Annotated in this window: 13 protein-coding genes, 3 pseudogenes and 1 riboswitch; of the genes and pseudogenes, 5 read left to right on the plus strand and 11 right to left on the minus strand. The window is 71.5% G+C overall.

Going from position 1 to position 20219, the window contains the following annotated elements; all coding sequences use genetic code 11:
- Window positions 1-100 precede the first annotated feature (100 nt).
- Window positions 101-697: pseudogene (locus ACFSL4_RS23090) on the plus strand (flavodoxin family protein).
- Here ACFSL4_RS23090 and ACFSL4_RS23095 read toward each other — a convergent pair.
- From ACFSL4_RS23095 to ACFSL4_RS23115, 5 genes are all read right to left on the minus strand, one after another.
- Window positions 687-1637: an ABC transporter permease gene (locus ACFSL4_RS23095; RefSeq protein ID WP_381086115.1), complete on the minus strand. Its 951-nt coding sequence runs from the start codon at window positions 1635-1637 to the stop codon at window positions 687-689. The pseudogene ACFSL4_RS23090 and the gene ACFSL4_RS23095 overlap by 11 nt on opposite strands.
- Window positions 1624-2619 carry an ABC transporter ATP-binding protein gene (locus ACFSL4_RS23100; RefSeq protein ID WP_381086118.1) on the minus strand — a complete coding sequence of 332 codons (996 nt, stop codon included), beginning with the start codon at window positions 2617-2619 and terminating at the stop codon, window positions 1624-1626. The genes ACFSL4_RS23095 and ACFSL4_RS23100 overlap by 14 nt, the downstream gene beginning before the upstream one ends.
- 32 nt (window positions 2620-2651) lie before the next feature.
- Window positions 2652-3941, minus strand: a complete 1290-nt coding sequence (locus ACFSL4_RS23105; protein ID WP_381086121.1) for a LolA family protein — start codon at window positions 3939-3941, stop codon at window positions 2652-2654.
- A gap of 299 nt (window positions 3942-4240) precedes the next feature.
- Entirely contained in the window at window positions 4241-4756 is a 516-nt protein-coding gene (locus ACFSL4_RS23110) for a DUF3455 domain-containing protein (protein ID WP_381086124.1), read from the minus strand.
- 58 nt (window positions 4757-4814) lie between these two features.
- Complete coding sequence (locus tag ACFSL4_RS23115) at window positions 4815-5825, minus strand: polyprenyl synthetase family protein (protein ID WP_381086127.1); 1011 nt, start codon at window positions 5823-5825, stop codon at window positions 4815-4817.
- A 297-nt stretch (window positions 5826-6122) separates the two neighbouring features.
- On the opposite strand from ACFSL4_RS23115, the pseudogene ACFSL4_RS23120 reads away from it, so the two are divergent.
- Together ACFSL4_RS23120 and ACFSL4_RS23125 are read left to right on the plus strand one after the other, a co-directional pair.
- Window positions 6123-7666 (plus strand): annotated as a pseudogene (locus ACFSL4_RS23120) (CocE/NonD family hydrolase); the annotation flags it as partial.
- A 413-nt stretch (window positions 7667-8079) separates the two neighbouring features.
- A riboswitch (cyclic di-AMP (ydaO/yuaA leader) is annotated at window positions 8080-8250 on the plus strand.
- Between the two features lie 2 nt (window positions 8251-8252).
- On the plus strand, window positions 8253-8750 hold the full coding sequence (locus ACFSL4_RS23125) for a transglycosylase SLT domain-containing protein (protein ID WP_381086130.1): 498 nt from the start codon (window positions 8253-8255) through the stop codon (window positions 8748-8750).
- Here the strand turns inward: ACFSL4_RS23125 and ACFSL4_RS23130 are convergent.
- From ACFSL4_RS23130 to ACFSL4_RS23140, 3 genes are all read right to left on the minus strand, one after another.
- Window positions 8734-9555, minus strand: coding sequence for an HAD family hydrolase (locus ACFSL4_RS23130; protein WP_381086133.1), 822 nt, complete (start codon window positions 9553-9555; stop codon window positions 8734-8736). The genes ACFSL4_RS23125 and ACFSL4_RS23130 overlap by 17 nt on opposite strands.
- 65 nt (window positions 9556-9620) lie before the next feature.
- A complete protein-coding gene (locus ACFSL4_RS23135; RefSeq protein WP_381086136.1) occupies window positions 9621-10823 on the minus strand; it encodes an NAD(P)-binding domain-containing protein in 1203 nt (400 codons plus the stop codon).
- A gap of 60 nt (window positions 10824-10883) precedes the next feature.
- Window positions 10884-12173, minus strand: a complete 1290-nt coding sequence (locus tag ACFSL4_RS23140; protein ID WP_381086139.1) for a carboxylate--amine ligase — start codon at window positions 12171-12173, stop codon at window positions 10884-10886.
- A 219-nt stretch (window positions 12174-12392) separates the two neighbouring features.
- Here ACFSL4_RS23140 and fahA point away from each other — a divergent pair, with 219 nt between their 5' ends.
- The gene (gene fahA, locus ACFSL4_RS23145) at window positions 12393-13619 is read left to right on the plus strand and encodes a fumarylacetoacetase (protein ID WP_381086142.1); all 1227 of its coding nucleotides are present in this window, start codon (window positions 12393-12395) and stop codon (window positions 13617-13619) included.
- Window positions 13620-13904: 285 nt separating this feature from the next.
- Here the strand turns inward: fahA and recQ are convergent, their stop codons facing one another.
- Window positions 13905-15917: a DNA helicase RecQ gene (recQ, locus tag ACFSL4_RS23150; RefSeq protein WP_381086145.1), complete on the minus strand. Its 2013-nt coding sequence runs from the start codon at window positions 15915-15917 to the stop codon at window positions 13905-13907.
- 201 nt (window positions 15918-16118) lie between these two features.
- Here recQ and ACFSL4_RS23155 point away from each other — a divergent pair.
- A pseudogene (locus ACFSL4_RS23155) lies at window positions 16119-16709 on the plus strand (Uma2 family endonuclease); the annotation flags it as partial.
- A gap of 287 nt (window positions 16710-16996) precedes the next feature.
- Here the strand turns inward: ACFSL4_RS23155 and nuoN are convergent.
- Window positions 16997-18646, minus strand: a complete 1650-nt coding sequence (nuoN, locus tag ACFSL4_RS23160) for an NADH-quinone oxidoreductase subunit NuoN (protein ID WP_381086148.1) — start codon at window positions 18644-18646, stop codon at window positions 16997-16999.
- A complete protein-coding gene (locus ACFSL4_RS23165) occupies window positions 18643-20214 on the minus strand; it encodes an NADH-quinone oxidoreductase subunit M (protein ID WP_381086151.1) in 1572 nt (523 codons plus the stop codon). The genes nuoN and ACFSL4_RS23165 overlap by 4 nt, the downstream gene beginning before the upstream one ends.
- Window positions 20215-20219 lie beyond the last annotated feature (5 nt).

A 20219-nucleotide genomic window follows, 5' to 3' on the forward strand; every position in this document is an offset into this window, starting at 1 on the left:
GGACGCCCCTTCCGCCGGCACCCCCTCCCGGCAGATATATGCGTGTACACATAATGCGCACGCAGGTATCCCGCCAAGACGTCCGGCACCCTGGGAACCCATGAGCCGTCGCTTCCTCTTCGTCCTCGGAAGCGCCCGCAGCAACGGCGACGCCGAGCTGCCGGGCCGCCGAGCAGCTGACCTCCGGCGTCCCACAGCGGTGGATCGCGCTCGCCGGGCACCCCCTCCCCGACTTCGCCGACCTGCGGCACGACGCGGATCACCGACGGTCCGGGGAGGGGAGCCTCGCGACGCTCCTGGACGCCACCCTGGCCGCCACCGGCGTCGTGATCGCCTCGCCGCTGTACCGGTACTCGGTGTCCTCCCGCACCAGGCGCTACCTGGACCACTGGTCGGCCTGGCTGCGCACCCCGGCCTCGGCTTCAGGGCGGCCCTGGCCGGGCGCACGCTCTGGGGAGTCACCGTCCTCGCCGACGAGGAACCGTCGGTCGCCGATCCGCTGGTCGGCACGCTCAACAACTCCGCCGCGTACATGAAGATGCGCTTCGGCGGGGTCCTGCTCGGCAACGGCAGCGGGCCCGGCGACGTGCCGGGGGACACGGAGGCCCTGACACGCGCCGAGACGTTCTTCGCCGGGCGGCCGCGGGGGCTCGCGCGGTTCCCCTGCGAGGCCGCCGCGTCCGGTCCTACGCCGTGATGTCCTTCGTGGTGAACCGCGCCCACGCCGCCGAGCCGAAGACCGCCGCGTACAGGGCCTGCAGGCCCAGGTTGTGGACGAGGTCGTCCCAGTAGACCGGGTCGCGCATGAGATCCGCGAACGACAGCCAGTAGTGCGAGAAGAAGTACGGCTGGAGCGCGTGCAGTTGCGGGATCTGGTCGAGGATCTGGACCGTGATCAGCAGGCCGACCGTCGTCGCCATCGCCGCGATGCCGCTGTTGGTGAGGGTCGAGACGAACAGCCCCAGGGCCGCCACGCCGATCAGGGACGCGGCGACGGCCAGAGCGATCAGCAGGGCCCGGCCCAGGCCGTCGGCGAAGCCGATGCGCGTGCCCGAGATCGTCGTCAGGTCGCCCAGGGGGAAGAGCAGCGCGCCCACCGCGAGCGCCGAGAGGGCCACGACGAGGGTGGCGACGAGGCAGAAGACCATGGTCGTCGCGTACTTGGTGAGCAGCAGCCGGGTGCGGCCGGCGGGGGCCACCAGGAGGTAGCGGAGCGTGCCCGCGTTCGCCTCGCCCGCGATCGCGTCGCCCGCGACGACGCCGATCGCCATCGGCAGGAAGAACGGGAGCGTCGCGGCGAGCGCCGTGAAGACCAGGAACAGCCCGTTGTTGGTGACCTGGGTGATGAAGGCCGGCCCGCCGCCGCTCCGTCCCCCGCCGACGCCGGAGCCGTCACTCGTCTCGATCTTGACCGCTACTCCGACGAGGACCGGCACGGCCGCCAGGACGGCGAGCAGCGCGAGCGTGCGCCAGCGCCGGAAGACGGTCACCAGCTCGCTGCGCAGCAGCCCGAAGGTCCACAGCGGGTTCGGACGCCGGTACGCTCCGGTCGGGGGCGCCCCGGTCCGGCCCGGCGCGGTCCCGCCGGCCCCCGACACGGCCTGCTCGGCCCGCCCGGCACCCTCAGCCCGCGACATCGAAACCCTCTCCCGTCAGCGCCACGAACGCGTCCTCCAGGGAAGCGCGCTCGACTCCGAAGCCGCGGACCCGGACGCCGGCGGTGACCAGTGCGGCGTTCACGTCGGCCAGTTCACGCTCCGGCGGTTCGCCCGTCACCCGGCCCTCCGCCACGGTGACGTCGGCCACGCCCTGTTCCTTCAGTACTCGGGCCGCGTCGGTCACGTCCGGGGTGGTCACCACGAGACGTCCGCGCGCACCGGCCGCCAGGTCCCTCACCGCGCCCTGGGTGATCAGCCGGCCACGGGCCATGACAGCGGCGTGCGTGCACACCTGCTCGATCTCGTCGAGCAGGTGGGAGGAGAGGAAGACGGTCGTGCCGTCGGACGCCAGCTCCCTGACCAGGGAGCGGATTTCACGCATGCCCTGCGGGTCCAGGCCGTTGGTGGGCTCGTCGAGGACCAGGAGCCTGCGGGGCCGCAGCAGCGCCGCAGCGAGCCCGAGGCGCTGCTTCATGCCCAGCGAGTACGCCTTCGCCTTCTTGCCGCCCGCTGCCGTGAGGCCGACCCGGTCCAGCGCGGCGGCGACGCGTGCGCTCCGGGTGCGGGGATCGGCGGTGGGATCGGCGGAGTCGTACCGCAGGAGGTTGTCGCGGCCGGAGAGGAAGCCGTACGGAGCCGGGCCCTCGATGAGGGCGCCGACGTGCGGGAGCACGGCGCGCGAGGCCCGCGGCATGGGCCGGCCCAGGACGCGTGCCGTGCCCGAGGTGGGTTCGATCAGGCCCATCAGCATGCGGATGGTGGTGGTCTTGCCGGAGCCGTTCGGCCCGAGGAAGCCGAAGACGCTGCCCGCCGGAACGGTCAGGTCGAGTCCGTCCACGGCGAGCTGTCCGCCGCGGTAGCGCTTGGTGAGGGCGCGGGTGGCGATGACCGGGGATTCCGGGTCGCTCGCCGCAGTCTCCGCGTCCTCCGGCTCCGCTTCCGCGGCGGACAGTTCCTCCATGGGCTCTCCTGCTCGTGCCGTCCGCGCGGGACCTACTTCCCCGCGTTCGCCGCCTTCACCAGCGCGTCCTTGGTGACCGCGCCGGCGTACACCTTGCCGTCGTCCGTGATCAGGGCGTTGACCAGGCGGGTCGAGAACACGGTGCCCGAGCCGAACTTGCCCTTGACGTGGTCGCCGAGGGAGCCGAGGAAGCCGGAGACCGCGCTGCCGCCGGACGCCGGGCCGCCCGCGGGCATCCCGCCCTTGCCGCCGCCGTCGAGGACGACGATCGTGTTCCAGCCCTCGCCGATGGTCTTGGACCCGGTGCCCGGGACCGGCTTCCCCATGTCCTTGGGCAGCCCCTTGGGCAGGCCGTTGTGCAGTCCCTCGGGTCCGGCCTCGTCCCCGCCGTTCCACCCGGTCCCCCGCTCGGCCCGCAGGTCGTCCCCCTGGGTGACCTTCGTGCCCTTGGGCGGCGTGAAGTCGAACGTCGACGCGGCCGGCCTGGCGAAGGAGACCTCGGTGAAGCCCACGTCCACGACGGCCGCGCCGCCCGCCGCCGGGGTCAGCGTGAACTTCAGCGGCATCCCTGTCCTCGCGTCCACCGCGATGCTGATCGCACCGACCGTGGTGCCCGACTGCTTCGGCCTGATGAGCAGCTTGTACGCGTCCCGGCCCGCGACCTGGGCCGTGCCGTCGACCGTCACGGAGGTCGTCTTGTCGCTGGCCTTCAGTGCCTGCTCGGCCAGGCCCCCGGGGGTGGCCGGCATGTCCCGGGGTGTCGTCCGCTCGTGCTTGCCCGCGGCCGCGCCGGTCGCGTGATACGCCTCGTTGGACGCGCTGTCGTACGCCCACATGTCGGTGCCGTTGCGGATGATGCTGTACTCGGCGGCCTTCTCGATGAGGGAGAGCTTCTGCTTGTCCTGGCCGTCCGTGGCGACGCGCAGCGTGTGGGTCCCGGAGGCCAGTTCGAGCAGCTTGGAGCCCGGGTCGGCGGCCAAGCCGTCCTTGCCGCCGACCCCGGTGCCCCGTGAGAGGGCGCCCGAGGTGATGCTGTTCTCCAGACCTCCCAGGTCGGGCAGGCCCAGGTCCGTGCTGATCTTCACCGTGCCGGACATCTGCTGGACGTCCGACGCGGCGATCTTCTCGATGAGCTGCTGCGCGCTGATCTTCGGCAGGTCGGGGTCGCCGGATCCGGCGAACGCCGGGACAAGCCCGATGGTCGCCGCCGCCACCCCCACCACCGCGACCGGGACGACGTACCGCGCGGCCTTGCGCCGCCCGTCGCGTACGTCATCCGCCTCCCCGGCGGGTGCGTTGTCGTCGGATTCGTACGGTGCCATGTCTGCCTTACCTCCGTCGTCGGCGGCGGCCTACCGTCAGTGCACTCGTCCACCCCTGTGCCGCCATTGTCACCCGAACTCCTGTCAGGTGGGGCCCCGGGGGTCTCCCCGGGAAGGCCACTGCCTCAATCTGACCAAAACGGCTGCGGGGAAGCGTCAGACCGCGGGCCCAACTCGGCGTACTGCTGGGGTATGACATGGCGGGGCGGAGCCTCGACCGACCCGTAGGGGTCGTCAGGGGGCGCCGCCCAGGGGACTTTCGGGGGCTCCTGAGTCTCCCGGGTGCGCGAACTCCTGGTTCAGCACCGCACGAAGACGCAGTCCGCCCGGTAGGGGTCACCGGCGATCGTGCCGGGCGTGCAGGAGCCGGCCGGGGCGACACCGCCGACCGTGTTCAGGCGCAGGATCTCGGCGGTGTCCGCGAGCAGGCCGTGGCGCCCGACGGGCCGGATGGCCTTCAGGTCGAGCTCGGGGATGTCCGTGTCGCCGTTCGGAGTCCTGGCCAGGACCGTGCCGGTGACGTCGCTGCCGTCGGGGGTGACCCGCTGCGGCGTGCCGGGATGGCGTCCTCGACCTTCACGCTGCCGACGGCGGTATGGCCCCGTGCGCCCTTGTCCGGAAGCCGGGTGAAGTCGGTCCGCACGCCGCCGTCGACGCCTTCGGGCCCTCGTGGAGGTGGAGCGCGGTGGGCCGTCCGGTGCGGCGCCGGGTGACGGCCACCGAGACGGTGTCGCGGTGGCCGCCCCGTTCCGCAGCCGGCACCCCTGTGCCGGCTTTCGGGCAGGGGTACGGAAGGCATCCGACGCCGGATTCACTCCGGAGAAGTAATCCAGGTCATATTCCCGGCGGCGCCGGGTGGCCCGCCGGCCGGTCTCAGCCGGCCCGGTGCACCACCGCGTCGCACATTTCCGTCAGGGCCGCCTTAGCGCCGCACTCGGGCAGCGGCGCGAGGGCCGCGCGCGCGTCCTCCGCGTAGCGGATCGTGTCGCGGCGGGCCTGCTCCAGCGCCGGGTGGACGCGCAGGCGGGAGAGCGCCTCGGCGTGCCGGGCGTCGTCCGTGAGGTCCGAGTCCAGGAGCTCGCACAGGGCGGCGTCCTCGGGCAGCCCCAGGCGCTCCGCACGCTCGCGCAGGCGCAGGACGGGCAGGGTGGCGATGCCCTCGCGCAGGTCGGTCCCCGGGGTCTTTCCGGACTCGTGCGAGTCCGACGCGATGTCCAGGACGTCGTCGGCGAGCTGGAACGCCACGCCCAGCCGCTCGCCGTACTGCGTGAGCACATCCACGACGGTCTCGTCGGCGCCCGACATCATCGCCCCGAAGCGGCACGCCACGGCCACCAGCGAGCCCGTCTTGCCGCTCAGCACGTCCAGGTAGTGCTCCACGGGGTCGCGGCCGTCCCGTGGTCCCGCCGTCTCCAGGATCTGGCCCGTGACCAGCCGCTCGAACGCCTCCGCCTGGATGCGGACGGCCTCCGGGCCGAGGTCGGCCAGGATGTGCGAGGCCCGCGCGAACAGGAAGTCACCGGTGAGGACGGCGACCGAGTTGCCCCAGCGGGTGTTCGCGCTGTCCACCCCGCGCCGCACCTCGGCCTCGTCCATCACGTCGTCGTGGTAGAGGGTGGCGAGGTGGGTCAGTTCGACGACCACGGCCGAGGGGACGATCCCTGGCGCGTACGGGTCGCCGAACTGGGCCGCGAGCATCACGAGCAGCGGCCGGAACCGCTTCCCGCCCGCGCGCACGAGATGCTGTGCGGCCTGCGTGATGAAGGGCACCTCGCTCTTGGTGGCGTCGAGCAGCCCTTCCTCGACAGCGGCCAATCCGGCCTGGACATCGGCTTCCAGAGCCTGGTCCCGCACGCTCAGCCCGAACGGCCCGACGACGGTCACGTGGGGTCTCCTGTCTGCTGACGTCTGCTGACGATCACACGGTCGGTCTCAAGGACGGTCACTGGGTCGATGACGTCGCCGGTCGACTCGGCTCATCGCGTTTGTCGATCTGTCGCTGCCATCACTCAAGTCAGCGTATCCGGTCAGGTTTCGATCACCGCGAGCGCCCGCTGTTCCAGGCCGGGCGGTATCGGATCACGAACGGTAAGTTCTTGATCGGGCCATACGAATACATATTTATCGATATACCCGAAGTGCACCTTTTTGTGCTGCGCTCCGCATTCCGAGGTCAGGCACATGCGCATCCGTACGGCCTTCCCCCACGAGACGGCCCACGACGACTTCTGGATCCCGCTCCAGGACGGCACCCGTCTGTACGCGCGCGCATGGCGTCCGCTCACCGAGGGGGCCTTCCCGGCCCTGCTCGAATACCTCCCGGGCCGTCTCACCGACGCGACCGCCGCCCGCGACCACCAGCGCCACCCCTATTACGCGGGCCACGGCTACGCCTCCGTGCGCGTGGACGCCCGCGGGTACGGCAACTCGGACGGCCTGCCCGCCGACGCCGACGGGGCGACCGGGCTGCAGGACGGCGTCGAGGTCGTCGAACGGCTCGCCGCACAGCCGTGGTGCGACGGGCACGTGGGCATGTTCGGCGTCTCCCGGGGCGGCTCCGCCGCCCTCCGGATCGCGGCCCTCGCTCCCGAACCGCTCAAGGCGGTCGTGGCGGTCTGCGCCGCGGACGACCCGTACGACGACGTGGGCCACCCCGGCGGCTCCGCCCTCACCGGCGGCGCCCACGCCCGGGAGGCGGCGATGCTCGCCCTCGCGGCCCGGCCACCGGACCCCCGGTATGCGGGCACGGTGTGGCGCGACGGCTGGATCAGGCGCCCGGAGTCCCTCCGCCCTCCCGCCCGCACCCGCGCGGGTCGGCAGGCACGGCGCCCACGGACTCGACGGCGACGGCGCCCACCCCGCGACCCCCGGCACGCTCCGGGCCGCCGTGCTCGCGGTGGGTGGCCGGCACGACCCGTACCGGGACACCGTGCTCGCACTCCCGGAGCGCCTCCCGGCCGACCGAGTGCGGTTGCGGCTGACCTGCCCGGTGCCGTGCGGCCAGGTGGTCGCACGGCTGTGCGACGTGGCACCCGACGGGGTGTCGACCCTCGTCACCCGCGGCGCACTGGACCTGTCCGCACGCCACGGCCGCGACCGGACGGTCCCTGGACCCCGGGTGCCACGGAGGACGTGATGGTCGAGCTGGGCTGCGTCGGGCACGTCTTCCCACCCGGCCATCGCATCCGCCTCGCCGTGTCCTGCGCGTACTGGCCGTGGCTGTGGCCGCAACCGGGTTCGGAGGCGGGCCTCGTCCTGGACCCGGCCGGCAGTCGGCTCGAACTTCCCCTGCACACGGCGCAGTCGGGGCCGCCCATCGTGTTCGGGAACCGGAGCACGCCCGGCCGCTGGGCGTCAGCTCCCCGGCCGTGCCCGACGGGCCGCGCCCGCCCCGGCTGGTGGTCCGGGACGTGGCGAAGGGCGAGTGGCGCCTCGAACTCGTCCCGTGCCGCGAGGGTGTTCTCGTGCACCCCGACGGTCTCGAGGTCACCGAGGACGCCCGGGAGACGTACACCGTCGAGGACTCGGACGCGTTGACGGCCCGGGCCCGCTCGGACCGGTCCGTCCGGATGCACCGCCCGGAGACGGGATGGGACGCCAGGGTGGAGACGCGCTCCGGGATCGCCTGCACGGCGACGGAGTTCGTCGTCTCGGACGAGGTGGTCTGCAAGGACGGGGACGAGGTGGTGTTCCACCGGACATGGGAGACGAGGATTCCCCGCACGGTGGCCGCCTCCACCACTCCGACGGAATGCCCGAATTGGAGGCATTCGAACCGCACTTCCCGTGAGCTTCGCCACTCGGAGCGCCGATGGCGCGAACAGCTCCCACCGGGCGGGCAGCCATCGACCGATTTGCCCGAATTGACATTCGATTTCCCATAACACCGAATTCCTCGGCGTGGGGAGGATGCCAGTGAAATCGGTCACGCCACCCCGATGCGACTCTTTTCGGTCATGTGGCCAACTTTCCTTCCACAAAGGGCGCGTTGGCCGCCGACCTCAAAGCGGATCAACATCCACATTGCATAATGTCAAGGTCATTTCGACCGGACGATGACTTCCTGCTTGTTCCGGGCATCTCCCCTCGCATACCTTCCTCTCGACCCGAGCGGATCGCCGAATCCTGCCGCCGCTCGAGGGCCCATCCACCGATGACGGCAGGAGCGGGGGACCCAGGTAAGTCGCCGAGCCGGACACCGCGCCGGAACGGCTTGGGGTGAAGCCGTGCCCTCGGGACCGAGGACACGGCCGGGCACCTCCCAGCCCGAACCCGACAGCTCACCTCGCAGGCGCCGGAGAGGAAAACGACATGCCCGCTTTCGCCCTGCCCGTACGCCGTCGGAACGACCGGTCCAAGGCCACCCGCGTCCGCCGCACCCTCGCCGTCGCGGCGACCGCCGCCGCGGTGCTCGCCCTTCCCGTCGTCGGCGCGACGAGTGCCTCGGCCGCCACACCCGCCGCCGAAGCGGCGACGGCCACGACCTACCGCGGCAGCCTCGACGGCTGGATACGCCAGTCGCTGGCCGTCATGGCGAAACACGGGATTCCCGGTTCCTACCAGGGGATCTACCGCAATGTGATGCGCGAGTCGTCGGGCAACCCGCGGGCCATCAACCTCTGGGACTCCAACGCCACGAAGGGCATTCCGTCCAAGGGCCTCCTGCAGGTCATCGACCCGACCTTCCGCGCCTACCACGTGCCCGGCACGGCGTACGACCCCTACGACCCGGTCGCGAACATCACGGCCGCCTGCAACTACGCGGCCCACCGGTACGGCTCGATCGACAACGTCAACAGCGCCTACTGAGCCCGAACAGTCTCTCGAGGACGACGGCGATGCCGTCGTCCTCGTTGGACAGGGTGACCTCGTCGGCGACCGCCTTGAGTTCGGGGTGGGCGTTGGCCATGGCGACGCCGTGCGCGGCCCAGTCGAACATGGGGATGTCGTTGGGCATGTCGCCGAAGGCGATGGTCCGCGACGGGCTCAGGCCCAGATGCTCGGCGGCCAGCGCGAGCCCCGTCGCCTTGGTGATGCCGCACGGCTGGAGTTCGACGGTTCCGGGCCCCGACATGGTGACCGTCGCCAGGGACCCGATCGCGCCACGGGCCGCCACCGCCAACTCGTCGTCGGACAAGGTGGGATGGCGCAGCAGCACCTTGCTGATGGGCTCGCACCACAGGTCGTCGCGCCGTTCGACGCGCACCGCGGGCAGGGTGGGGTGCGGCATCCGGTAGCCGGGCTCGATGAGCGTGAGTCCGTCCACCCCGTCCTGGTCGACCGCCGCGTAGACCTGCCCCACCTCGGCCTCGATCTTGCCGAGCGCGGTCTCGGCCAACTCCCGGTCCAGGGTGACGGAGAACAGCAGCCGGTCCGCGCCGGCGTCGTACACCTGCGCGCCCTGCCCGCACACCGCGAGCCCCTCGCTGCCCAGGTCGTCGAGCAGCGGCCGCACCCTGGGCGCCGGACGCCCCGTCACCACCAGGTGCCGGGCGCCGGACGCCACGGCCCGCGCCAGAGCGGCCTTCGACCGGTCGGAGAGCGTGTCGTCACCACGCAGCAGGGTTCCGTCCAGGTCGGTGGCGATGAGTGCATATGTGAGGGGTGCGGCCATGATCAGAGAATACGGATGGAACACCCCCGCATGCTCGGCCCGAACCGGACGAGGACCGCGAGGACTCAGCCGTGAGCCGCCGCCAGATGCCGCACCAGCCGCGGCGACGCGAACTGCGTACCGCACACGAAGCGCATCACGGGCCCATACGAGGCCGCCGCCGGAAGGCCCGTGAAGTACAGACCGGGGACGGAGGACACATATCCCGCCCCCAGCTTCGGCGTGCCGCGGCTCACCGCCAGTTCCGTGCGCAGCTCGTGGGCCAGAAAGTCCATCGCGGCGATGTCCACGCGGTAGCCGGTCGCGGCGATCACATGGTCGCCGTGCAGTTCCACCGTGCGGCCCGTGTGCGTCAGGACCGTCAGGGACGGGCCGCCGTGCGGCGCGGACGCGCGCACCAGGCGGGCGATCTCCTGTAGCTGCACCCTGCCCTCGAAGCGGTCGCGCAGCCACCACGCGCCGAGGGGGCCGAGGACTCGGCGGACCAGGTAGTGGCGGGTACGGGCGGGCAGGAAGCGGTACGGGTGCGGGTAGTAGCTCAGGGCCCACAGCGACCAGGCACGGCCGAACGGCGACTCGGGACGCAGCCTCGGCTGCTTCCAGGGCGGCGCGCCGAACGCGACCCGGCCCCGGCCGCGCGAGACGACGCGCACGCGCGCGCCCGCCTCCGCCGCCAGCACCGCTGTCTCCAGCGCCGACTGGCCCGCACCGACGACCAGCAGGTCCCTGCCGGAGAAACGGGACAGGTCGTGGTGCTGGGAGCTGTGGGAGAGGGGGCCGGTCGGCGTGGGTCCGTCCGCCGCCGCGGTGGCCAGCTCCGGCGGCAGATGAGCCAGACCCGACAGGCCGGTCGCCACGACGACGGCCCGCGCGGTGAACAGTTCGCCCGAGTCCAGCTTGAGTTCGAAGCCCCCGCCCTGACCGCGGTCCACGGAGACCACCCGGACCCGCTCCAGTCCGGGCACCAGCTTCTGCTGGAACCACTCCCCGTACCCGATGAACGTCTCCACCGGGATGATGTCCTCGTCCGTCACCAGGCGGGGGACGCCCGCCGCGTCGCAGTAGTCGGCGAGGGTGTGACCGCGCTGGGGGGTGTCGATGGACGAGGCGGCCGGGGTCGACTTCAGGAGCATGCCCGCGGGCATGTGGTCGCGCCAGCTCACCATGGGCTCGCCGAAAACGCGTACCGGGATGCCCCGTGCCCGCAGATGAGCCGCGGTGGACAGGCCGAACGGCCCGGCACCGATGACTGCTACCGGATGAATCACGAAGTCCCTCCCCAGGACGCTACGTGCCTGCTTCGTGCCTGCTTCGTGCCTGCGTCGTGCCTACGTCGTGGCGGGGCCGGGCCGGCCGGCCGGAGCGGCCGCGCTGCCGCGGCGGTTGGTCCGCCACAGCTGATACAGGTGCTTCGCGCCCGGCCGCACGAAGCGCGCGAGCATCGTGAGGAACGGCCGCAGGTCGTCACCCGCGAGCCAGGCCAGCTCGATGCCGCTCGCGCGGGCCGGGGCGTGCGGCGTCGTATAGCCGCTGCGGCGGTAGGCGATCAGGGCCGGCAGGTCGATGTTCTCCACGATGTACCGGTGGCCGGCGCGCTGTTCGCCCTCCGGAACCCCCCGGCCGGTCAGGTCCAGGTGCATGGCGCGGACGACGTCCACCCCCGCCCCGTTCTCGAAGAGCCGGAACTGGGCGCCCATGCGCGGGTTGAAGTCGAGCAGTTTGTACCGCCCGTCGCGCCGGTCGAAGCGCAGGTCGAGATCGACGATGCCGGTGAAGCCGATCTGTTTGACGAAGCGTGCCGCGAGGTCCGCGAGTTCCGGGTTGTCGACGACGTACGCGTTCGCCGTCATGCCGGCGTGCGGCGGCCAGGAGCGGACCTTGACACCCGTGAACAGGGCGAGGGGGGTCGAGTCCCGGCCGAAGTACGCGTGCACGATCCAGTCCTCGGCCTGTTCCCGGGGCAGGTACTCCTGGAGGATCACGCCGGGGTGCTCGCCCCAGTCGCGGGCGAGGGTGAGGAGGCCCTCACGGGTGGTGATCCTGGTCGTCCCGTTCACGGCGGGGCGTTCGCGGCGCACGAACGCCTCCCGGTTCTTGGCCACGAGCGGGAAACGGGCCGTGTCCGCGAAGCGCACGATATCGTCGTACGACTGCGGGAAGGCGGTCGCGGGGCTGGGGATGCCGTGTTCCACGCACAGTTCGTGCAGGCCCTGCTTGCTGGCGAGGCGGCGCGGCAGCCCGGCGTCCACCTTCGGGAACAGGAAGGGGCCGCCGAGGACGCCCTGGTGCTCGGCGATCACGACGGCGGCCTCCTCGTCGGTGGGCACGAGGACCGCCGGCCGGCCGATGCGCCGCCCGATGCTCAGCAGTCCCTCCACGAGCCGCTCCGGCTCCTCGGTCCCGGTGGTCGGCCAGACGAAGGCGCGCCGGAGGTAGCGGGAGACGGCGGCCGGCGTGTAACGGTCCTCGGTGATCGCGTACATCGGCACGCCGAGCCGGCCCAGGCTGCGGACGGCACCGACCCCGCCGTGGTGCAGGGGATAGTCGCCGAACTTCACGATGAGCCCCGGGACATCGCGGTCCGGGTCGAGCGGCACGCTGCCGGTGCTCCTGGCCACGGGTCCCCCCACGTGTCCCCCTTGCGGAGCGGACCCACCCCGCCCGCATCCCCCAAAGGACGCTAAGCCGGAATTGACCGCCCTGACAAGACCTATTCGGACATTGCGAACTCTTTAGACACTGCCCAAGACGGGCGGCCACCCGTAACGTGTGCGGCGACGACCTGGAACAACCGTGCACGGCACCACCCGGAGCACACGAAAGCGAGGCAGCATCCCATGCCCCCCTTCGATGTCCCCGAGGGCGACCCCTTCGGCCCGCACAACCTCCCCTACGGCGTGTTCTCCCCCACAGGCTCCGACGAGCGCACCGTCGGCGTCCGCCTGGGCGACCATGTGCTCGACGCCGGCGCGGCGGCCAGGGCGCTCGGCTCCCCGTACGCCTCCCTGCTGGCACGGCCGTCCCTGGGCCCGCTGCTGGCTGCCGGCCGCACCGCCTGGTCGGATGTGCGCCGGGCGCTGACGGCATGGGTGACGGTGCCCGCCCACCGGGAGACGGTCGGGCCGCTCATGCGCCCGCTGTCCGAGGTGACACTGCACCTGCCCTTCGAGGTCGCGGACTACGTCGACTTCTACGCCTCCGAGAACCACGCCCGCAATGTCGGGCGGATCTTCCGTCCGGACGCGGAGGACTCCCTGACCCCCAACTGGAAGCATCTGCCGATCGGTTACCACGGCCGCTCGGGGACCGTGGTGGTGTCCGGCACGGACGTCGTGCGTCCGCAGGGGCAGCGGAAGGCCCCCACGGACCCCGCTCCGGTCTTCGGCCCCTCCGTCCGGCTGGACATCGAGGCGGAGGTGGGATTCGTGGTGGGGGTCCCGTCGCGGCTGGGCCGACCGGTGGGGCTGTCCGGGTTCCGCGAGCACGTGTTCGGGCTCTGCCTGCTCAACGACTGGTCCGCGCGGGACATCCAGGCGTGGGAGTACGTGCCGCTGGGGCCGTTCCTCGGCAAGTCGTTCGCCACGTCCGTCTCGGCGTGGATCACGCCGCTGGACGCGCTGGAGGAGGCACGGGTGGCGCCGCCGGAGCGCACCCATCCGCTGCTGCCGTACCTGGACGACACGCGGGAGGAACCGGCCGGCTACGACCTGCGCATCTCCGTCGCGGTCAACGGCCATGTCGTCTCCCGGCCGCCGTTCTCCACCATGTACTGGACGGCTGCCCAGCAGCTGGCGCACATGACGGTGAACGGGGCATCGCTGCGGACGGGCGACCTGTACGGCTCGGGCACCGTGAGCGGCCCGGCGGAGCGCGAGCGCGGCTCGCTCCTCGAACTGACGTGGAACGGACGCGACCCCCTCGAACTCCCCGACGGCAAGCGGACGTTCCTTGAGGACGGGGACGTGGTCACGCTGACGGCGTGGGCGCCCGGGCCGGACGGGACACGGGTGGGGCTCGGCGAGGTGACGGGCCGGGTGGCACCGGCGGTGGACACCGCGGGCTGAGCCGCGCCGGTATAGCGGCCGGCGGGGCGGCCCGGGCCATCGCTGCGCTGCCTCCCGTCGTCCGCTCCGCCGCTCCGGTGTCCAGCCGCCCTAGGGGGTGTTTCGAAAGTCCCGCACAGCACCCACGGTGCCCGGCACGCTCCCCCAAGCTCTTCGAGCAGGGGGCACCCCCACTCGCCGCACCGGCCGAAACCCCGAGTACGTCCAGTACGAGGGCTTTCGTCCGGCACGCCGAGAGCACGCACCGGACACCGCGGGCACCGCACAGGACTTTCGAAACACCCCCTAGAACCAGTCGTCCGGTTCCGGCTCCGGCTCCGTGTCCCAGTCCGGCTCCGTGTCGGCCCCGCCACGGGCCCCGGCGGGGGCGTCCGCGTCCGCCGGGGCCCGGCTGCCCGTGGAGGGTTCGTCCAGGGCCGCCAGCACCCTGAGCACCCCTTCGCCGTACGTGGCGAGCTTCTTCTCGCCGACCCCGCTGACCGTGCCCAGCTCCGCCACCGAGCCGGGCCCGCGGGTGACGATCTCCCGCAGCGTGGCGTCGTGGAAGATGACGTACGCCGGGACGCCCTGCTCCCGGGCCTGTTCGGCGCGCCAGGCGCGCAGGGCCTCGAAGGCGGGGAGCAGCTCCGGGGACAGCTCGGCGGCGGCCGCCTTCGCCTTGCGGTCGGGCCGGGCGGAGCCCGACGACGACCGGGGCGCCTGCGGCTTGGCCGGCTCCTTGCGCAGCGGGACCTCGCGCTCCCGCCGCAGCACGGCCCCGCTCGCCTCGGTCAGCACCAGCGTCCCGTACTCACCCTCGACCGCGAGCAGCCCCTGTGCCAGCAACTGCCTTATGACACCCCGCCATTCGCCCTCGGTCAGCTCCTCGCCGATCCCGAAGACCGACAGCTGGTCGTGGTCGAACTGGATCACCTTGGCCGAGCGCCGCCCCAGCAGGATGTCGACGATCTGCACCGCGCCGAACTTCTGCCGCCGCTCCCGGTCCAGCCGCCACACCGCGGACAGCACCTTCTGCGCCGCGATCGTCCCGTCCCAGGTCTCGGGCGGGACCAGGCACGTGTCGCAGTAGCCGCAGCCGCCCGCCTCGGGGTCCTGGCCGAAGTAGGCGAGCAGATGGCCGCGGCGGCACCGGGCCGTCTCGCACAGGGCCAGCATCGCGTCCAGGTGCGCCTGGGCGCGGCGGCGGAACCCCTCGTCGCCCTCCCCGGACTGGATCAGCTTGCGCTGCTGGATGACGTCGTTCAGCCCGTACGCCATCCAGGCCGTGGACGGCAGTCCGTCGCGGCCCGCCCGGCCCGTCTCCTGGTAGTAGCCCTCGATCGACTTCGGCAGGTCCATGTGCGCGACGAACCGTACGTCCGGCTTGTCGATGCCCATGCCGAACGCGATGGTCGCGACCACGACCAGGCCGTCCTCGCGCAGGAAGCGGGACTGGTGGGAGGCGCGCGTGCCCGCGTCAAGGCCCGCGTGGTACGGCACCGCCTCGACACCGTTGCGGGTCAGGAACTCCGCCGTCTTCTCCACCGAGTTCCGCGACAGGCAGTAGACGATGCCCGCGTCACCCGGGTGCTCCTCGCGCAGGAACGACAGCAACTGCTTCTTGGGGTCGGCCTTCGGGACGATCCGGTACTGGATGTTGGGCCGGTCGAAGCTCGCCACGAAGTGCCGCGCCGCCGGCATACCGAGCCGCTGGGTGATCTCCTGGTGCGTCGCCCGCGTCGCCGTGGCCGTGAGCGCGATCCGGGGGACGTCCGGCCAGCGCTCGCCCAGCAGGGACAGGGCCAGGTAGTCGGGGCGGAAGTCGTGGCCCCACTGGGACACGCAGTGCGCCTCGTCGATGGCGAACACCGAGATCTTGCCGCGCGAGAGCAGATCGAGGGTGGGCCCCAGGCGCAGCCGCTCCGGGGCCAGGTACAGCAGGTCCAGCTCGCCGGCCAGGAACTCGGACTCCACCCCGCGCCGCTCGTCGAAGTCCTGCGTGGAGTTGACGAAGCCCGCGCGCACACCGAGCGCCCGCAGCGCGTCCACCTGGTCCTGCATCAGCGCGATCAGCGGGGAGACCACCACGCCCGTACCGGGTCTGACCAGGGCCGGGATCTGGTAGCAGAGCGACTTGCCGCCACCGGTCGGCATGAGCACGACCGCGTCGCCGCCGGCCACCACATGTTCGATGACCGCTTCCTGCTCGCCACGGAAGGCCTCGTACCCGAAGACCCGGTGCAGCGTGGCGAGCGCCTCGCTGCCCTCGTCCGGCTCCGGCCTCACGCCCGCCTCGGTCATCCCGCCCGTCCCGTCCATCGCCCGTCCCCCGCACGCCGTCCCTCGACCACTGCGTCCACGATAGGGGGCCGTGCCGACAGCCTCGGGGTTATCCACAGGCCGCTCCCGCATACCCGGGTCAATGACACAGGGGGCCGTTCACACGTACATGGGGAGACCTGCACGTTTGCACCCGATAGTCTGATTGGACCGGCGAGACTCCGTCCCATGGGAGCACTGATGAGCGTCGCGCCGAAGGCGTCCGCGTCCAGCTGGCCGACCCCGCCAGTAGACGGCTGGACCGCCGACGACCTGGACCGGCTTCCGAATCTGCCTCCGCATACGGAACTGATCGACGGGAGCCTCGTCTACGTAGGTCCGCAAACCCTCTTTCACGCACGTGCTGTCAGCTTCTTCGAACGGCGGCTGCAGTCCGTGGCTCCCGCGGATCTTGAAGTCGTACGCGAGTTCACCGTCGATATCGACAGGCAGAACAGGCCCGAGCCGGACGTGGTCGTGGTGCGAGGATGTGGTGAAGGGGCCTGAGCAGACCCGGTTCCCGGCGGAGGCCGTCGTCCTGGCCGTCGAGGTCGTCTCGGAGGACTCCGTCTCCCGCGCCGCGAGACCAAGCCCATGAAGTACTCCCGGGCCAGGATCCCCCACTACTGGCGCGCCGAGAACGAGAAGGGCCGTGCCGCGGTGCACGCCTTCGAGTTGGAGCCCACGACCGGCACCTACACGAGCGTGGGCATCTTCCGTGAGCGGATGAAGGTGGACGTCCCCTTCCCGGTGGACTGGACCTGGACCTCACCCAGATCAGGACGCGCCGCGCAGCTCAGCACTCGGGGGTGTTTCGGAAGTCCTGTGCGGTGCCCGCGGTGTCCGGTGCGTGCTCTCGGCGTGCCGGACGAAAGCCCTCGTACTGGACGTACTCGGGGTTTCGGCCGGTGCGGCGAGTGGGGGTGCCCCCTGCTCGAAGAGCCTGGGGGAGCGTGCCGGGCGCCGCGGGGGTGCTGTGCGGGACTTTCAAAACACCCCCTAGCCCGGCACCGCTCACACACAACGCGACGGCCCGGCGCCCCCCGAGCGGGTGCCGGGCCGTCCCGTGCGGGTGCGGGTCAGCGTACGAAGACGCCCGCCTGGCTCGCCAGGTCGAGGAAGTACTGGGGCGCCACGCCCAGTACCAGCGTCACCGCCACGCCCGCGGCGATCGCCGTCATCGTCAGGGGCGAGGGGACCGCCACCGTCGGCCCCTCGGGGCGCGGTTCGCTGAAGAACATCAGCACGATCACACGGATGTAGAAGAAGGCCGCGATCGCCGAGGAGATCACACCGATCACGACCAGCGGTGTCGCCCCGCCTTCCGCCGCCGCCTTGAACACGGCGAACTTCCCGGCGAAGCCGGAGGTCAGCGGGATGCCGGCGAAGGCCAGCAGGAACACCGCGAACACGGCCGCCACCAGCGGGGACCGGCGCCCGAGCCCGGCCCACTTGGACAGGTGCGTGGCCTCGCCGCCCGCGTCCCGGACGAGGGTGACCACCGCGAACGCGCCGATCGTCACGAACGAGTACGCGGCCAGGTAGAAGAGCACCGAAGACACGCCGTCCGGGGTCGCGGCGATGACACCGGCGAGGATGAATCCCGCGTGTGCGATCGACGAGTACGCCAGCAGCCGCTTGATGTCGGTCTGGGTGATCGCGACGATCGCACCGCCGAGCATGGTGGCGATCGCGACCGCCCACATCACCGGCCGCCAGTCCCAGCGCATGCCCGGCAGGACGACGTACAGCAGCCGCAGCAGCGCGCCGAACGCCGCCACCTTGGTCGCCGCCGCCATGAAGCCGGTCACCGGGGTCGGCGCGCCCTGGTACACGTCCGGCGTCCACATGTGGAACGGCACCGCGGCCACCTTGAACAGCAGCCCCATCACGACCATCGCGGCGCCGACCAGCAGCAGCGCGTCGTTGCCCATGGTGTTGGCGAGCGCCGGGTCGACGCTCGGCACCGTGCCCTCGACGACCCGTGCGATCGCCGCGTACGACACCGAGCCCGCGTACCCGTACAGCAGTGCGATGCCGAACAGTGTGAACGCGGAGGCGAACGCACCGAGCAGGAAGTACTTGACCGCGGCCTCCTGCGACAGGAGACGCTTGCGGCGGGCCAGCGCGCACAGGAGGTACAGCGGCAGCGAGAAGACCTCCAGGGCCACGAACAGCGTCAGCAGATCGTTGGCCGAGGGGAAGACGAGCATGCCGCCCACCGCGAACAGCAGCAGCGGGAACGCCTCGGTCGTGGTGAACCCCGCCTTCACGGCGGCCTTCTCGCTGTCGCTGCCCGGTACGGACGCGGCCTGCGCCGCGAACGAGTCTACGCGGTTGCCGTGCGCCGCCGGGTCCAGGCGCCGCTCGGCGAACGTGAACACGCCGAGCAGACCGGCCAGCAGGATCGTTCCCTGCAGGAACAGGGACGGTCCGTCGACCGCGATCGCGCCCATCGCCGCGATATGGGCCTTCGTGGTGCCGTATCCGCCCGCCGCGAGCCCCACCACCGCGGCGAACGCGGCGGCGAGCGCGACGACCGACACGAACACCTGCGCGTAGTAACGGGACTTGCGCGGCACGAACGCCTCGATCAGCACTCCGATGAGCGCGGCACCGATGACGATCAACGTCGGTGACAACTGCCCGTATTCGATCTTCGGCGCATCGATCTTCGAGATCGGGTCGGCCGCGGTTGTCCACAGGTTGTGGACGGCTGCTGTGCTCACTTGGCCGCCTCCACCACGGGCTTGGGATCGGTCTGGTGTACGTCGGACATGGTCTGCTTGACCGCCGGGTTGACGATGTCGGTGACCGGCTTCGGGTAGACGCCCAGGAAGATCAGCAGCACGATCAGCGGGGCGACCACCAGAAGTTCGCGTACGCGCAGGTCCGGCATCTCGGCGACCTCCGCCCTCACCGGGCCCGTCATCGTCCGCTGGTAGAGGACGAGGGCGTAGAGCGCCGCGAGGACGATGCCGAAGGTGGCGATGATCCCGATGGCCGGGTGGCGCGTGAACGTGCCGACCAGGACCAGGAACTCACTCACGAACGGCGCCAGCCCCGGCAGGGACAGGGTCGCGAGGCTGCCCACCAGGAACGTGCCGGCGAGCAGCGGCGCGACCTTCTGCACGCCGCCGTAGTCCGCGATCAGACGCGAGCCGCGGCGTGAGATCAGGAAGCCCGCCACCAGCATCAGGGCGGCCGTCGAGAGCCCGTGGTTGACCATGTACAGCGTCGCGCCCGACTGGCCCTGGCTGGTCATCGCGAAGATGCCCAGGATGATGAAGCCGAAGTGCGAGACCGACGCGTACGCCACCAGCCGCTTGATGTCCCGCTGACCGACCGCCAGCAGGGCGCCGTAGATGATGCTGATGAGCGCCAGGACGAGGATGGCGGGCGTCGCCCACTTGCTCGCCTCCGGGAACAGCTGGAGGCAGAAGCGCAGCATCGCGAAGGTGCCGACCTTGTCGACGACCGCGGTGATGAGCACGGCGACCGGGGCGGTGGCCTCGCCCATGGCGTTGGGCAGCCATGTGTGCAACGGCCACAGCGGCGCCTTGACCGCGAAGGCGAAGAAGAAGCCGAGGAACAGCCAGCGTTCGGTGCTGGTCACCATGTGGAGCGAGCCGCTCGCCCGCGCCTGCACGATCTCCGGGAGGGAGAAGGTCCCGGCCTGCACATACAGGCCGATGACCGCGGCCAGCATGATCAGACCGCCGACCAGGTTGTAGAGGAGGAACTTCACGGCGGCGTACGACCGTTGTGTGGCCGCCGCCTGCTCTCCGTGCTCGTGGGCGTGGTCCCCGAAGCCGCCGATGAGGAAGTACATCGGGATGAGCATGGCTTCGAAGAAGATGTAGAAGAGGAAGACGTCGGTGGCCTCGAAGGAGAGGATCACCATCGCCTCGACGGCCAGGATCAGGGCGAAGAAGCCCTGAGTGGGCCGCCAGCGCCGGCTTCCGGTCTCCAGCGGGTCGGCGTCGTGCCAGCCCGCCAGGATCACGAACGGGATCAGCAGCGCGGTCAGCGCGACGAGCGCCACCCCGATGCCGTCGACACCCAGCTCGTACCGCACCCCGAAGTCCCTGATCCAGGCATGGGACTCGGTGAGCTGGTAGCGGGCGCCGCCCGGTTCGAAGCGGACCGCGACCACCGCGGCGAGCGCGAGCGTGGCGAGCGAGACGAGCAGCGCCAGCCACTTCGCGGCGGTGCGCCGTGCGACGGGGACCGCGGCCGTGGCGATCGCTCCCACGGCCGGGAGCGCCGCCGTGGCTGTCAGCAGAGGAAAGGACATCGCTA

Origin of the sequence: Streptomyces caeni, assembly GCF_042678285.1 — a bacterium.
GTDB classification, from domain to species: domain Bacteria; phylum Actinomycetota; class Actinomycetes; order Streptomycetales; family Streptomycetaceae; genus Streptomyces; species Streptomyces caeni.

Excerpts from the sequence above, each read along its gene's own strand:
- fahA (WP_381086142.1), top strand. The coding sequence starts at position 12,393 with ATGCCCCCCTTCGATGTCCCCGAGGGCGACCCCTTCGGCCCGCACAAC.
- ACFSL4_RS23095 (WP_381086115.1), bottom strand. The coding sequence starts at position 1,637 with ATGTCGCGGGCTGAGGGTGCCGGGCGGGCCGAGCAGGCCGTGTCGGGG.
- ACFSL4_RS23100 (WP_381086118.1), bottom strand. The coding sequence starts at position 2,619 with ATGGAGGAACTGTCCGCCGCGGAAGCGGAGCCGGAGGACGCGGAGACT.
- ACFSL4_RS23125 (WP_381086130.1), top strand. The coding sequence starts at position 8,253 with ATGCCCGCTTTCGCCCTGCCCGTACGCCGTCGGAACGACCGGTCCAAG.
- ACFSL4_RS23165 (WP_381086151.1), bottom strand. The coding sequence starts at position 20,214 with ATGTCCTTTCCTCTGCTGACAGCCACGGCGGCGCTCCCGGCCGTGGGA.
- ACFSL4_RS23105 (WP_381086121.1), bottom strand. The coding sequence starts at position 3,941 with ATGGCACCGTACGAATCCGACGACAACGCACCCGCCGGGGAGGCGGAT.
- recQ (WP_381086145.1), bottom strand. The coding sequence starts at position 15,917 with ATGGACGGGACGGGCGGGATGACCGAGGCGGGCGTGAGGCCGGAGCCG.
- ACFSL4_RS23130 (WP_381086133.1), bottom strand. The coding sequence starts at position 9,555 with ATGGCCGCACCCCTCACATATGCACTCATCGCCACCGACCTGGACGGA.